Below are 14,619 nucleotides of genomic sequence, written 5' to 3' on the forward strand. Positions count from 1 at the left end.
CCCTCTCACCGGTACTCCGAAAGCCGGCGCCCGATGCCGAGCACCGCGCCCGACGCGCCCAGGACGGCGAGGACCGCGGCGCCTGCGGGCAGGAAGCCCATCGCGTGCAGGCCGTCGCGCGCCGACTGCCTGAACTCGTTCTCCTCGTGCTCAAGTGCCGTCCGCAGGTTGTCGTCCACGCTGTCGAAGCACTCGCCGGTCGCGTCCTTGTCGCCGATCACCTTGTCCAGGGCCTGCTGGTAGTTGCCGTTCTCGTCCTCGGTGCGGACCGAGTCGTGGCGCTGCCGCCACACCGCCATGTCCGCCTCGGCCGCGGCCACCGGCTTTCCGCCGGCGGTGTCGTCGGCGAGCCGCCGCGCCTCGGCCAGGCGCTTGCCGAGGTCGGCGATGTCCCGGTCGAAGTCGTAGTAGTACTTGTCGTACGTCTTCTCGCCGACCTTGACGGTGTCGGCGCCGCGGGCCACCAGGCTCAGGTTCTCGTTGCCGCGGGCCTTCAGGGAGGCGATGCGGGCGTCGTGCAGCGCGTTCAGCGAGCGGACGCCGTGGTCGTAGGAGCCGTTGAGGCCCGCCCGGGCGACGGAGTGCCCCACGACCAGCCAGAGCACGACGACCACGGCGGCGCCGGTCGCGGCCACCAGACCGCGGTTGAGGACGCGGTTCGTGCGCCGGTACGTGCGGTGCTGGGCCCAGGCCAGCGCGCCTAGCGCGACGACGCCGAGGGCCATCGCCGCCCACGGGTAGGGCGTCGCGTCCCCGTAGTCGGCCTTCAGCCGCTCGTTCTCCGACGTGTACAGCTCCTCGGCCGCGGGCAGCATCTGGTCCTGCATCCTGCTGTTGGCGAGCCGCAGATAGGCGCCGCCCACCGGGTAGCCCTGCCGGTTGTAGACGCGGGCCCGCTCGACCAGGCCCTTGTACTCCGGCAGCAGCCGGTTCAGCTTGGCTATGGCCAGCGCGGAGGGTGACTCGGGCTCCGAGTTGGCGGCGGCCTTGACCAGTTTCTCCGCCGCCGTCCGTATGTCCTTCTCGTACCGGCTGCCGGCCGCGGCGGTCTCCTGGCCGCCCGCCAGGAAGCCGCTGGAGGCCGCCGTGTTGGCGTCGGCGAGCGAGCGGTAGATGTCGGCCGCGTCCGAGCTGAGCGGCTGGCTGCGGTTCAGCACGTCGTCCGCGGCGGCCGCGCGGTCGTAGGTCTGCCAGGCGGTGACCGCGCCGAACGCGACGACCAGCAGGGCGATCACGGCACCGATGATGCGCAGCCGGCCCGGTTCGGTGGTCGCGGCGGCGCGCAGCCGGTCGACGCCCTCGGCGAAGGCGGTGCGGCGGGCCGGGGCGGAGGGGGTCCCGGGCGGTGCGGGGGACGCCGGTCGCGGTGGCAGGGTGGGCAGGCCAGGGGCCGGGCCCGCTCCCGGTGGCGCCGCGCTGCTCTCCGGCGGGTGTGTCACCTCGACCTCCCCCATGGTCATCCGTCGCCGCCAAGTATCGCCGCAGGGACCGGCATGCGCACCGGCCTTCACTGGATCTTGATCGGACCCCAGCGGTTGCCTCCGGCCATGGCGCCGAGTTCTTCACCACCCCTTGCCCATGAATACGCCCCGGGAACCAGTTCGGTTCCCCACCCCTGCCGAGCCCGGAGCCGCCCGGCCTCTGGCGGTGCCGCCGACACCGGAGGGAAGCATCCGGAGGCCCGGCCAGGACCCTGAACTCAGCCGGAGCCGCGCGGGGTTCAGGCCGGGGGCGATTCTGGCTGCCGACCGGTGACACAGGAGCGGAACGGGCACACAGAGCGCCGGCCAGGGGGCCGTTCACGCTCCGGAGGGGGCGGATCCGGCTGGGGCGCCGGGCTGTTCACCGCCCCTTGCCGTGCATTCGCGGAGCGACTTCGTCCGGCTCCGCGCCATGAGCGCCGCGTCCCCGGCCGGGGCCGGTCGTGATGCGGCGGTGGTTCGGGAGCCGGTTCCGGGACCCCGAGCGGCCCCCGGGCGGAAGCGCTCGCGGGTCGCTGGTGCCGCGGCGGGCCGCGCCTCGCAGACATGGGCTACCTCGGCCAGCGGCAACTCATCCCCTGCCCCCGAACCCAGTCGGCCGGTGCCCCGGAGGGGGGCGGGGCTGTGTTGGTGTGTGGCTGCGTTGGGCGGGTGCGTTCAGCGTTGGTGGCGGCGTGGTCGGCCATGGTGGGATGGCGCCCCCCGCTGTCCGCCCCGGCGTGCCGCATCAGGGGGTCGGGGCCTCAGGGTGTTGCCAGTGGGCCTTTGCGCGGGCCTGGGCCTCGGGGGGCGCGTTCAGGTGGTCCAGGCCCAGGAGGGCCGCTCCCAGCACCGGGCTCGCCGTCACCACCCGCGGCACCGCCTTCGGCGCGCGTGCCGCCAGCAAGTCCCGCACGCCGGTGTCGAGCCGGGCGTGCCCGGCGGTGAGGACTCCGCCGCCGAGCAGCACCGGGACCTCCTCGTCCAGCAGGTCCAGCCGGCGCAGCGCCACCGTCGCCATGGTCACCACCTCGTCGGCCAGCCGGTCCACGATCGACCCGGCGACGCCGTCCCCCCGCGCCGCCGTCGCGAACAGCACCGGCGTCAGCTCGTGCCGGCGGCCGTGCTCGACGCGTTCCAGGTGCAGCGCCTCGATGAGCGCGTACATGGAGTCCAGGTCGAAGTGGGCGGGCAGGGTCCGGGCCAGCAGGGTCGGCGCGCCGCGCCCGTCCTCCGCGCGTGCCGCGTGCCACAGCGCCTCCTCGGCGAGCGCCCAACCACCGCCCCAGTCACCGGAGATGCGGCCGATCGCCGGGAAGCGGGCGGTGCGGCCGTCGGGCCGCATGCCGACGCAGTTGATGCCCGCGCCGCAGACCACCGCGACGCCGCGTGGCTCGGCCACGCCCGCCCGCAGGATCGCGAAGGTGTCGTTGCGCACCGCCACCGTGCCGCCCCACGCGCGCGCGTGCAGCGCGGCGGTCAACTGCTCCTCCTCCACGGGCAGATCGGCGTTCGCCAGACACGCCGAGACATGCGCGACGCAGGTGACGCCCGCGGCGGCGTAGGCCCGCGCGACGGCGTCGGCGATCGCGTCGACGGCCGTGCTCACGCCCACCGCGGGCGGTCGGAAGCCACCGCCGCGTGCGGTGGCGAGGACGGTCCCGTCCGCCGCCACCACCGCCACGTCGGTCTTGCTGTTGCCCGCGTCGATGGCGAGGACGCTTGCGGTCAGGCCCACGCGAGATGCTCCCGGTTGTGCGCGATCAGACGGTCGGTGAGGTCGTCGGCGTACGCGTACTGGCCGATCAGGGGGTGCGCCAGCAGCGCCGCGAACACCCGCTCGCGGCCGCCGTGCAGCGCCGCCCGCAGGGCCAGCTCCTCGTACGCCGTCACGTTCGCCACCAGCCCCGCGTACAGCGGATCGAGCGGCGGCACCGGCAGCGGCACGGGCCCCTTCGGTCCGACCGCCGCCTGCACCTCGATCACCGCGTCGTCCGGCAGGAAGGGCAGCGTGCCCCGGTTGTGGGTGTTCACCACCTGGTACGGGCTGCCCGCGCCGCCCAGCAGCGCCGCCGCCAGGTCCACCGCGGCCTCCGAGTAGTAGGCGCCGCCGCGCTTGGCGAGCAGCGCCGGCTTCTCGTCCAGGGCCGGGTCGCCGTACATCTCCAGCAACTGCCGTTCCATCTCGGCGACCTCGGCGGCCCGGGAGGGCTTGGTGCGCAGCTCCCGTACCACCGCGTCGTGCGCGTAGTAGTAGCGCAGGTAGTACGACGGGACCACGCCGAGGCGGTCCAGCAGGGGCCGGGGCAGCCGCAGATCGCCTGCGATGGTGTCGCCGTGCCGCGCGAGCAGCCGCGGCAGCACGTCCTCGCCCTCGGGGCCGCCGAGCCGCACTCCGGTCTCCCAGGTGAGGTGGTTGAGGCCCACATGGTCGAGGTGGATGTCCTGCGGGGCGGTGCCGAGCAGGGCCGCGAACTTCCGCTGGAGGCCGATCGCCACGTTGCACAGCCCGACCGCCCGGTGCCCGGCCTGGAGCAGGGCGCGGGTGACGATGCCGACCGGGTTGGTGAAGTCGATGATCCAGGCGTCCGGGTTGGCGCGGCGGACGCGTTCGGCGATGTCGAGGACGACCGGCACCGTGCGCAGCGCCTTGGCGAGACCGCCGGCGCCGGTCGTCTCCTGGCCGACGCAGCCGCACTCGAGGGGCCAGGTCTCGTCCTGCTGCCGGGCGGCCTGGCCGCCGACGCGCAGCTGGAGCAGCACGGCGTCGGCGCCGTCGACGCCCGCGTCCAGGTCGGCGGTGGTGACGATCCGTCCGGGATGCCGCTGCCTGGCGAAGATGCGCCGGGCCAGTCCTCCGACCAGCTCAAGGCGTTCGGCGGCCGGGTCGACCAGTACCAGCTCCGCGACGGGCAGCGTGTCCCTCAACCGCGCGAATCCATCGATCAGTTCAGGTGTATAGGTCGACCCTCCGCCGACCACGGTGAGTTTCATGCCATCAACCCTTTACTCCGGTGAGCGTGACGCCCTCGACGAACGCTCTCTGGGCGAAGAAGAACACGAGGATCACCGGGGCCATGACCAGGACGGTCGCGGCCATGGTGAGGTTCCAGTCGGTGTGGTGGGCGCCCTTGAAGGACTCAAGGCCGTAGCTCAGGGTCCAGGCGCCGGGGTTCTCGGACGCGTAGATCTGCGGTCCGAAGTAGTCGTTCCAGGCGTAGAAGAACTGGAACAGGGCGACGGCCGCGATGCCCGGCTTCGCCATCGGCAGCACGACCCGCAGCAGCGTGCGCAGTTCGCCGCAGCCGTCCACCTTCGCCGCGTCCAGGTACTCGTCGGGAATGGTGGTCAGGAACTGGCGCAGCAGGAAGACGGAGAACGCGTCGCCGAACGCCATCGGGATGATCAGCGGCCACAGGGTGCCGGACAGATCGAGCTGCTTCGCCCAGAACAGATACATCGGGATGATGATGACCTGCGGGGGCAGCATCATCATCGAGATCACCAGCATCAGCGACAGATTGCGGCCACGGAAGCGGAACTTGGCGAGCGCGTACGCCACCGGGAGCGAGGAGGCGACGGTCAGCACCGTGCCCAGGCCGGCGTAGATCAGCGTGTTCTTCCACCAGGTCAGAAAGCCGGGCGTGGCGAACACCCTGCGGTAGTTGCCCCACTCCCAGGTGTGCGGGATCAGGTCCCGGCTCAGCGCCTGGCTGTCGCTCATCAGGGACGTCAGCAGGACGAACACGAACGGCAGCGTGAAGAACAGCGCGGCGGCCACGCCGAGGCAGTGGACGCCGATCCACTCCAGCAGCGCCCGGCGCCGCGCGGCGCGCCGGGCGGGGGACAGGGGCGCGGGCGTCTTCAGCGGTGGGGCCAGTACCTGGGTCATGGTCAGTCACCTGCCTGGATGAGGCCGCCCCGGCGCCGCATCAGGAACGCGGTGAACGCCATCGACAGGGCGAAGAGGACGAGGGCGATCACACACGCGGAGCCGTAGTCGAAGCGCTGGAAGCCGAGGTTGTAGACGAGTTGGGGGAGGGTGAGCGTGGACTTGTCCGGATAGCCCGGTTCGAACTGGGTGCCCGCGCCCTGGATCACGCCCGAGGCGACCTTCCCGGCGATCAGGGGCTGCGTGTAGTACTGCATCGTCTGGATCACGCCCGTGACGACGGCGAACATCACGATCGGGGAGATGTTCGGCAGGGTGACGTACCGGAAGCGCTGCCACGCCGACGCCCCGTCCAGCTCGGCCGCCTCGTACTGCTCTCTCGGCACGTCGAGCAGCGCGGCCATGAAGATGACCATCAGGTCGCCGACCCCCCACAGGGCCAGCAGGGTCAGCGCCGGCTTGGACCAGGCGGGGTCGTTGAACCAGCCCGGGGCCGGGAGGCCGGCCTTCTCCAGCAGCGAGTCGACCGGGCCGGTACCGGGGTTGAGCAGGAAGGCGAAGGCCATCGTGGCGGCCACCGGCGGGGCGAGGTAGGGCAGATAGAACAGGGTGCGGAAGACGCCCGTGCCCGTCCTGATCCGGGTGATGAGCATGCCGATGCCGAGGCCGAACACCACCCGGAGGGTGACCATCACGACCACCAGCCACAGCGTGTTGCGCAGGGCGGGCCAGAAGAGCGGGTAGTGCTCGAAGACATAGGTCCAGTTCTTGGTGCCGCTCCACGTCGGCGGTCGGAAGCCGTCGTAGTGCATGAACGAGAAGTACACCGTCGAGATCAGCGGGTACGCGAAGAAGACCGCGAAGCCGATCAGCCACGGCGACATGAAGGCGAGCGTGCGCAGCGTCGCACGGCGGCGCTTCGACGCGAGGGTCATGGTGCTCATGTCCGGGGAACCCCGCGCTACTTCGCCTGCTCGATGTCCGTGTCGATCTGCGCGGCCGTCTTCCTCAGGCCCGCCTTCAGATCGGTGGTCCTGCCGCTCTCGTACGCGTACCCGAACTGCTGGATCGTCACGAGATACACGCCGCCGTTGATGGAGGGGGGCGTCGTGGTGGAGTGCGGGTTCGCCGCGATGTCCAGGAACGTCTTGAACCGCGGATCGTACGTCAGTTCCGGCGACCTGAGGGCGGCCAGCGTGGAGGGCACGTTGTGGATGGCGTTGGCGAAGCCCACCACCGCGTCCGTGTCGGTGGTCATGTACTTCACCAGCTCCCAGGCCGCGTTCTGCTTCTTGCTGGTGGCGGCGATGCCCGCGATGGTGCCGGTGATGTAGCCCTTGCCGTACTGGTCCGCCTGGTCGTCGGGGACGGGCAGCGGCGCGACGCCGACCTCGAAGTCCGGATCCGCCTCCTCGGCCATGCCGAGCCGCCACTCGCCGTCGAGCTGCATGGCCACCTGGCCGGTGTGGAAGGGGTGCTTGGGGCCCCATTCGTCGCCGAGCGTGGCGCGGAACCTCTCCAGCTTCTGGAATCCGCCGAGTGCGTCGACGAGCCGCTTCTGCAGCTCGAACCCGGCCTGGAAGGCGGGGTCCTCGGCGAGGTTCGACGTGCCGTCTGCGGCGAAGTACGTCGGTGAGAACTGCGCGAAGTAGTGCTCGGTGGTGGATTCCCAGCCGTGGTAGTTCGGCATGAAACCGAGCTGCCGGTAGCCGTCGCCCCGGGGGACCGTCAGCTTCTTCGCGTCCGCCTCGAACTCGGTCCAGGTCTTCGGCGGGCCGGTGATGCCGGCCTTCTCGAACGCGGTCTTGTTGTAGTAGAGGCCATACGCGTCGCCCAGCAGCGGCACCGTGCAGCGGTTGCCGTCGTACTGGGTGTACTCGTTCATGGCCTTCGGGAACGTCGTCTCCGGGTCGATGCCCGACTTCTTGAAGAACGGGTTCAGATCGACCAGCGCGCCGGACGAGCAGAACTTGCCCACGTTGTTGGTGGTGAAGGAGGAGATCACATCGGGCGCCTTGTCGCCGCCGGTGCGTAGCGCCTGGTTGATCTTGTCGTCGGTCATGTTGCCGACGACGTCGACGTGGATGGCGGGGTGGGCCTTCTCGAAGCCCGCGATCAGGGAGGTGACCGCCTTCACCTCGCTCGGCGCGCTCCAGGCGTGCCAGAAGGTGATGGTGGTCTCCTTCGAGGGGTCGTCGTCGGCGCCCGAACCGGTCTGGCCGGTACAGGCCGTGGTGAGCAGCGCCAGCGAGGCGGTGAGGGCGAAAGCCGTGTTTCGGACCACTCCGGGTATGGCTCGGGGCATGGCGGGGTCTCCCTGGGGCGGGCGGTACGGGAAGGGACGGTGCCGGACGGTGCGGTGCCGCGGGTGCGGTGCTGGGAACGTGGTGCGGAGGCGTGGTGCGGAGGCGTGGTGCTGAGGGCGTGGTGCCGCAAGGGCGGTGCGGGGCTCAGCGCGAGGTGTCGAAGACCTCGTCGCGGGTGGTGGCGAGGGCGCTCTCCAACGCGCCGCGCAGCACGGGGTGTTCCTGGACGTCGCCGACGGCCAGACGCGGGCGGGGCGCGGCCAGCTCCGCCAACTCGGCCTGGACGAGGGCACGCAGCACCTCGCCGCCGGAGGTGAGGGAGGTGCCGCTGAGGACGACGAGTTCGGGGTCGAGGACGGCGACGAGCGAGGCGAGACCGGTGGCGAGCCGGGTGGCGTACGTCCGCAGCAGTTCCCGGTAAGGGCCGCCGGCGTGGTCGGCGGCACGGGCCACGAGCTGGGCGGCGACCTCGGCGTACGGCCCGCTCGGCACGTCCGTGATGCCCAGCTCCCGGGCCAGCCGGGGCAGGGCCTGGGAACCGGCGAGTTCCTGGTAGCCGCCGCTGTTGGCCTTGGTGACCTGGCGCACCAGGGGCGTGCCGGGCACCGGCAGGAAGCCGACCTCGCCTGCGCCGCCGGTCCAGCCGCGGTGCAGCCGGCCGCCGAGGACCAGGGCGGCGCCCAGGCCCTCCTGGTTCCACAGGAGCACGAAGTCGCCGTGCCCGCGGGCCGCGCCGAGCCGCTGCTCGGCGATGGCGACGAGATTGACGTCGTTCTCGTACTCGACCGGCATCGGCAGCGCCGCGGCCAGTTCCTCCAGCAGTGCCGGGGCGTGCCAGCCGGGCAGGTGGGAGGCGTAGCGCAGCCGGCCGGTGCCCGGGTCGAAGGCGCCCGGCGTGCCGATGACCAGGCGGTGCAGATCGTCGCGGGCCAGCCCGGCGGCCTTCACCGCGCCGTCCAGCGCGTCGGTCACCTGGCGTACGACGGGCTGTGCCGGGCGTCTGCCGGGGGTGGGCAGTTCGTACGCGCCGACGGTGCGTCCGGTGATGTCGGCGACGGCGGCGCGGATGCGGCCGGGGGTGACATCGAGTCCTGCGGCGTGCGCGGCGGTCGGGTTGACCGCGTAGAGCTGGGCGTTGGGGCCCGGGCGGCCCTCGCTGGTGCCGGTGGCCCGGACCAGTCCGGCCGCCTCAAGACGGGCCAGGAGTTGCGAGGCGGTCGGCTTGGACAGGCCGGTGAGCTTGCCGATCCGGGTGCGGGACAGCGGGCCGTGCTCCAGCAGCAGGTCCAGCGCGGTGCGATCGTTCATGGCGCGCAGGACGCTCGGAGTGCCCGGCGTGCCGGCGGATCCTGCCATCTGTCTCGACACCTGCCCTTCCCACTGACCAGCCTTCCAGCGGCTCAGGTGTCATGTCCACCCGGCCACTGTTAGGAAAGTTTCCTGTTGGCGGGAAAGCTAAGCGTCCCAGGAAGGAGGCGTCAAGAGAGGGTCAGCCCGCGAGGACCGGGCTGGTGTCCAGAGCGGGGTAGGGGGCCGGGAGGGAAAGGGGCGAGCCCAGGTCGGCCCTGCGTGGCCCGCACGACGTGCGGTGCGGGAACGGCGGGCGCGTCACTCGAACGAGTGTGCTGAACCGATCCGCCTCCGGGCGCGCTACTTCGTCGGGGCGCGCGGGGGCACGATCGGGGTCGCCGCCTCCGACTGGGGCGACCCGGCGTTGCCGAATGCCGACGGGGCCGCGACGGACGCCGTCGGATCGGGTGCCGCGGGCTCCGCCGCCGCGGGCTCCCCGCCCACGATCCGGATGTCCGCCGCGTCGAACGCCCGCTTGATGCGCCAGCGCAGCTCACGCTCGACGGCCAGTGACTTGCCCGGCATCGTCTTGGCGGAGAGCCGGATGGTCATCGAGTCGACCAGGACGCTGTCCAGGCCGAGTACGTCGATCGGGCTCCAGAGGAGTTCGTTCCAGGGCTCCTCCTTGCCCATCCGCTCGGCGACCTCGGCGAGCGTGGCCTTCAGCCGCTCCAGGTCCTCGGTGGGCCGCACCGTCACGTCCACCCCGGCCGTCGCCCAGCCCTGCGAGAGGTTGCCGATGCGCTTGACCTCGCCGTTGCGGACGTACCAGATCTCGCCGTCGGCGCCGCGCAGCTTGGTCACCCGCAGGCCGACCTCGATGACCTCGCCGCTGGCGACGCCCGCGTCGATCTGGTCGCCGACCCCGTACTGGTCCTCCAGGATCATGAAGACACCGGAGAGGAAGTCCGTCACCAGGTTGCGGGCGCCGAAACCGATCGCCACGCCCGCGACACCGGCCGAGGCGAGCAGCGGGGCCAGATTGATCTGGAACGTGGACAGGACCATCAGGGCCGCCGTGCCGAGGATCAGGAACGACGCCACCGACCTGAGCACCGAACCGATCGCCTGCGAGCGCTGGCGGCGACGCTCGGCGTTGACCAGCAGCCCGCCCAGCGCCGTCCCGTCGACCGCCTGGACGGTCCGGCTCATGCGGTCGATCAGCTTGGTGATCGCCCGCCGCACCACCACCCGGAGCACCGCCGCCACCACCAGGATCAGCAGCACCCTGAGCCCGATGGCGAGCCACGTCGACCAGTTCTGCCCGACCCAGCTGGCGGCGTCGGTCGCGCTCTCCTGGGCGTCCTGGAGCGTGGGCACCGTCGGGGCCGTCGACTCCGAGGGAGACGGCGACGGCGACGGGACGGCGGCCGTCAGGGCGGCGGACAAGGACACGGCGGGTACCTCCAGGTGCAGCGGTCTGCCTCCGGCCCGGCGGTCCGGGGCGGCCCGGGCGGTGCGGGACGCCGGGACCGCCGGGATCACGGGATGCTCACCGGACGGGCAGAACCAACACACTAACGGGGCATCGTGTGTGCGCCGTGCGTCCTGCGCGGGAGAGACCGGGCTCACGCGGGCTTGAACAGGCCGTGATCCGGGGGATGAATCCAGGTGTGGTCGAAAACACTCCCAGCCCGTTACCGGCACATGGTGGCGCTTTCACCAGGCATGAGGGGAGACTGGCTGCAGATCGTCCCGGCGCGAGCCACGCGCCGCCGGCGTACAAGGAGGCATCCGTGCCGCATGTCCTGGTCCTCAACGCGTCGTACGAGCCGCTCGGCGTCGTACCGCTCCGCCGCGCGCTCGTGCTCGTCCTCGAAAACAAGGCAGTCTGCCTCGAGGAGTCCGGCGCCTTCATGCACAGCGCAACCGTCACAGTCCCCGCACCCAGCGTGGTCCGGCTCAAGCGATTCGTGCGGGTTCCCTACCGGGGGCCCGTTCCTCTGACCCGTCGGGCGCTGTTCGCCCGTGACGGGGGCCGGTGCATGTACTGCGGTGGCGTCGCAACCAGCGTCGACCACGTCATCCCGCGCAGCCGCGGGGGCAAGCACGTCTGGGACAACGTGGTGGCCTCCTGCCGCCGCTGCAACCACGTGAAGGCCGACCGTCACCTGGTCGAGATCGGCTGGCGACTGCGCCACAAACCCGCTCCGCCCACCGGCCTTGCCTGGCGCATCATCGGCACCGGCCATAGGGACCCGCGCTGGCTGCCCTACTTGCAGCCGTACGGCGCGGACGACGCCTTGGCCCGGATCGACGGCATTTCCGCCTGAGAATCCGGGCCTTCGCATACCCCCCCGTGGCCGCCCCGGCCACGGGGCCCCAGGCACGCCCTCAACCCCACCGACCGTGAGCCTGCGCCTGCCCCGCCCCACGCGATCGCCCACCCCTCTTTGGCCGCCCACCCCGCTCGGTCTTCCTCACTGCCCCGCGGTTTCGCCCCGAGTGCCGGCGCGTGGGGTGGGTAGGGCTGGCGTTGTCCGTCGAAACCGTTGTCGCCGACAAGGAGAACGCCGTGCCCGCACCGGCTCACCTCTCGCTCCCGGCCCCCTGCAAACCCGTGCCCGGGCCGTCCGCCGAGCCCGACGACGTCCAGTTCTGCGTGTTCAGCGCGGAGGGCGCGCACGCCGAGACCCCGCTGACCAGCGAGCCACCGCTGCCCGACGCCGAGCCCCTGACCAGCGAGCCGCCACTGACCGACGGGGCCGCGCTGACCAGCGAGTCCGACGCGGTCGCCGACCCCTTCGGCCCGGTGCGGTAGATGGCCGAGCCCGGGCCGGCCGCCGCCCTCGACGAGGAGCTGCGCCGGCTCGCCGAGCTGCACGGAGTCGCCACCTCCTACCGCCCCGCCCCTGACCGCACGGTCGCCGCCTCCGCCTCCGCCGTCGTCGCCGCCCTGGCCGCGCTCGACGTCGACGCCGGCACCGGGCGGGCGGTCAGGGCCGCCCTCGCCGACCGCGAGCGTGAGCTGCGCACCCGGCTGCTGCCGCCGACGGTCGTGCACTGGATGGGCGCCCCGGGCCCCCTGGACGCCCTGCCGCCCGGCACCCGGCTGTGCGTCGACACCGAACAGGGCGGCACCGCCACCACAGCCGACGGGCTGCCGGCCGGTGTCCACCGGGTGACCGCCGCCGCCCCCGACGGCCGTAGCACCGAGGCCCGGCTGATCGTCGCCCCCGACCGGCTGCCCACCCCCGCCGGCCGGTCCTACGGACTCCTGGTCCAGCTGTACTCGCTGCTGTCCCGGCGGTCCTGGGGCATGGGCGACCTGGGGGACCTGAGCGAGCTGGCCGGCTGGGCAGGACGCACGGCCGGCGCCGGATTCGTGCAGGTCAACCCGTTGCACGCGGCCGTACCCGGCAGCCCGACCGACCCCTCCCCGTACCGGCCGTCCTCCCGTCGCTTCCCGGACCCGGCACACCTGCGGGTGGAGGACGTACCCGAGTTCGCGTACGTCGAGGACCGCGACCGCGTCCGCGGACTCCTCGACCGTGCCGCCCGGCTGCGCGCCGCCGTGCTGGACCAGGGCGCGCTCATCGACCGGGACGCGGTCTGGCAGCTCAAGCGCGAGGCACTGGAGCTGGTCAGGGAGGTGCCCCTGGCGCCGGGCCGGCGGGCCTCCTACGCCGACTTCCTCGCCCGGGAGGGCCGGGCCCTGGAGGACCACGCCACCTGGTGCGCGCTCGCCGAGGTGCACGGCTCCGACTGGCACACCTGGCCGCCCGAACTCCGCGACCCCCGTTCGTCCGGCACCGCACGGGCCCGCACCGACCTGATGGACCGCGTCGACCTGCACTGCTGGCTGGCCTGGCTCACCGACACCCAGCTCGGCGCCGCCCAGCGCGCCGCCCGCGAGGCGGGCATGCCGGTGGGGATCGTGCACGACCTCGCGGTCGGCGTGCACCCCAGGGGCGCCGACGCCTGGGCCCAGCAGGAGTACTTCGCCGCGGGGATGTCGGTGGGCGCACCGCCGGACGCCTTCAACGCACTCGGCCAGGACTGGGGCCTGCCGCCCTGGCGGCCGGACCGCCTCGCCCGCTCCGGGCACGCCCCCTACCGGCAGCTGCTGCGTGCCCTGTTCCGCTACGCGGGCGCGGTCCGCATCGACCATGTGATGGGCCTGTTCCGGCTGTGGTGGGTGCCGCAGGGCGAGCTGCCGACGCGGGGTGCGTACGTACGTCACGACGCCGAGGCGATGCTCGCGCTGCTCGCCCTGGAGGCGTCCAGGGCCGGGGCCGTGGTGATCGGCGAGGACCTGGGCACCGTGGAGCCCGGCGTACGCGAGACGCTTCAGCGGCGCGGGCTGCTCGGCACGTCGGTGCTGTGGTTCGAACGGGACTGGGCGGGCGACGGACGTCCCCTCCCGCCCCACCGCTGGCGCGCCGACTGCCTCGCCACCGCCACCACCCACGATCTGCCGCCCACGGCCGCCCGGCTCACCGGCGAGCACGTCGGACTCCGCGACCGCCTCGGCCTGCTGACCCGCCCGGCCGCGCAGGAGCGGGCGGACGCCGCCGCGGACACGGGGGAGTGGCTGGACCTGCTCGCCCGCCTCGGGCTGCTCCAGGGAGCGCCGGGCGACCGCTCGACGGCCGCCGAGGAGGCACGGGTCCAGGCGGTCCACCGCTTCCTGCTGCGCACCCCCGCCCGGCTGGTCGGCGTCTGGCTCCCGGACGGCGTCGGCGACCGCCGCCCGCAGAACGTCCCGGGCACCTGGGACCAGTACCCCAACTGGCGGCTGCCCATCGCTGACGCGGACGGCCGCCCGGTGACCCTGGAGGAGCTGACCGCCTCACCCCGGCTGCGCGCCCTGCTGGAGACCCTGCGCACCGACGCATGAACGGCTACGGCACCCCGGGCGCGGTTCACGTCCGGGCGTTCGCTACTTTTGCACCGTGGACAATAAGAACGCCCTGCGCGTCGGCGCCCTGGCCGCCGGTACGACGCTGATGATGCTGCTCATGTCGTCCCCCGCGCTCGCGCTCACCCGCGACGACGGCGATGACCCCGGCACGGGCCTGAGCGTCATCGAGACGCTGGGCCTCTACGTGCTGGCCCCGCTGGCACTGTTCGCGGTCATCGCGGGCCTGGTCATGGTCCTCGACAAGTCAAAACACCGAGTAACAAAGCCCAACGCCAAGGCCTGACCCAAGGGCGCGCGGGGCCGCATCGATCTCCGGCTCCGCCGCGCGATGGGGGCCAGCGAGTCGCGCCCCAAAGGGGCGCGGGGAACGGCGCGACCAGCCACAACGGCGCCGCAGCTGATCGACGGCATGCCGCACCCCATTTCGGCGCGGCACGCAGGCGCGCCCCGGAGGGGGCGGGGCCGTCTCGATATGCGGCTCCGCCGCGCGATGGGGGCCAGCGAGTCGCGCCCGAAGGGGCGCGGGGCTGTATCGATTTGCGGCTCCGCCGCGCGGGCGCGACCAGCCACGACGGCGCCGCAGCTGATCGACGGCATGTCGCACCCCATTTCGGCGCGGCACGCAGGCGCGCCCCGGAGGGGGCGGGGCCGCCTCGATATGCGGCTCCGCCGCGCGATGGGGGCCAGCGAGTCGCGCCCGAAGGGGCGCGGGGCTGTATCGATTTGCGGCTCCGCCGCGCGGGCGCG

At 72.7% G+C, this 14,619-nt stretch carries 12 protein-coding genes; 4 read left to right on the forward strand and 8 right to left on the reverse strand.

All coding sequences use genetic code 11. From position 1 onward, the window contains the following. Window positions 1-5: 5 nt before the first annotated feature. From ACIRFL_RS20065 to ACIRFL_RS20100, 8 genes are all read right to left on the reverse strand, one after another. Window positions 6-1,454 (reverse strand): hypothetical protein, encoded by a 1,449-nt coding sequence (locus tag ACIRFL_RS20065; RefSeq protein WP_404030064.1) that lies wholly within the window; start codon window positions 1,452-1,454, stop codon window positions 6-8. A gap of 754 nt (window positions 1,455-2,208) precedes the next feature. Continuing rightward, on the reverse strand, window positions 2,209-3,198 hold the full coding sequence (locus tag ACIRFL_RS20070; RefSeq protein ID WP_404030065.1) for an N-acetylglucosamine kinase: 990 nt from the start codon (window positions 3,196-3,198) through the stop codon (window positions 2,209-2,211). Further along, entirely contained in the window at window positions 3,189-4,454 is a 1,266-nt protein-coding gene (locus ACIRFL_RS20075; protein ID WP_404030067.1) for a 6-phospho-beta-glucosidase, read from the reverse strand. Before ACIRFL_RS20075 ends, ACIRFL_RS20070 begins: the two co-directional genes overlap by 10 nt. Before the next feature lie 4 nt (window positions 4,455-4,458). After that, on the reverse strand, window positions 4,459-5,352 hold the full coding sequence (locus ACIRFL_RS20080; protein ID WP_404030068.1) for a carbohydrate ABC transporter permease: 894 nt from the start codon (window positions 5,350-5,352) through the stop codon (window positions 4,459-4,461). Between the two features lie 2 nt (window positions 5,353-5,354). After that, a complete protein-coding gene (locus ACIRFL_RS20085) occupies window positions 5,355-6,296 on the reverse strand; it encodes a carbohydrate ABC transporter permease (RefSeq protein WP_404030070.1) in 942 nt (313 codons plus the stop codon). Window positions 6,297-6,313: 17 nt separating this feature from the next. Beyond that, window positions 6,314-7,657, reverse strand: coding sequence for an ABC transporter substrate-binding protein (locus ACIRFL_RS20090; protein WP_404030072.1), 1,344 nt, complete (start codon window positions 7,655-7,657; stop codon window positions 6,314-6,316). Between the two features lie 145 nt (window positions 7,658-7,802). Further along, window positions 7,803-9,014, reverse strand: a complete 1,212-nt coding sequence (locus ACIRFL_RS20095) for an ROK family transcriptional regulator (protein ID WP_404030073.1) — start codon at window positions 9,012-9,014, stop codon at window positions 7,803-7,805. 294 nt (window positions 9,015-9,308) lie between these two features. Continuing rightward, window positions 9,309-10,403, reverse strand: coding sequence for a mechanosensitive ion channel family protein (locus ACIRFL_RS20100; protein WP_404030075.1), 1,095 nt, complete (start codon window positions 10,401-10,403; stop codon window positions 9,309-9,311). A gap of 341 nt (window positions 10,404-10,744) precedes the next feature. Here ACIRFL_RS20100 and ACIRFL_RS20105 point away from each other — a divergent pair, with 341 nt between their 5' ends. The 4 genes from ACIRFL_RS20105 (at window position 10,745) to ACIRFL_RS20120 (ending at window position 14,155) form a co-directional block, all read left to right on the forward strand. Beyond that, the gene (locus ACIRFL_RS20105; RefSeq protein WP_121888680.1) at window positions 10,745-11,281 is read left to right on the forward strand and encodes an HNH endonuclease; all 537 of its coding nucleotides are present in this window, start codon (window positions 10,745-10,747) and stop codon (window positions 11,279-11,281) included. Window positions 11,282-11,523: 242 nt separating this feature from the next. Continuing rightward, the gene (locus ACIRFL_RS20110; RefSeq protein WP_404030077.1) at window positions 11,524-11,769 is read left to right on the forward strand and encodes a hypothetical protein; all 246 of its coding nucleotides are present in this window, start codon (window positions 11,524-11,526) and stop codon (window positions 11,767-11,769) included. Next, window positions 11,770-13,848 (forward strand): 4-alpha-glucanotransferase, encoded by a 2,079-nt coding sequence (gene malQ / locus ACIRFL_RS20115; RefSeq protein WP_404030079.1) that lies wholly within the window; start codon window positions 11,770-11,772, stop codon window positions 13,846-13,848. It abuts the gene before it with no gap. A gap of 55 nt (window positions 13,849-13,903) precedes the next feature. Beyond that, window positions 13,904-14,155: a hypothetical protein gene (locus ACIRFL_RS20120; RefSeq protein WP_404030081.1), complete on the forward strand. Its 252-nt coding sequence runs from the start codon at window positions 13,904-13,906 to the stop codon at window positions 14,153-14,155. Window positions 14,156-14,619 lie beyond the last annotated feature (464 nt).

Origin of the sequence: Streptomyces sp. NPDC102462, assembly GCF_044765425.1 — a bacterium.
Taxonomy (GTDB): domain Bacteria; phylum Actinomycetota; class Actinomycetes; order Streptomycetales; family Streptomycetaceae; genus Streptomyces.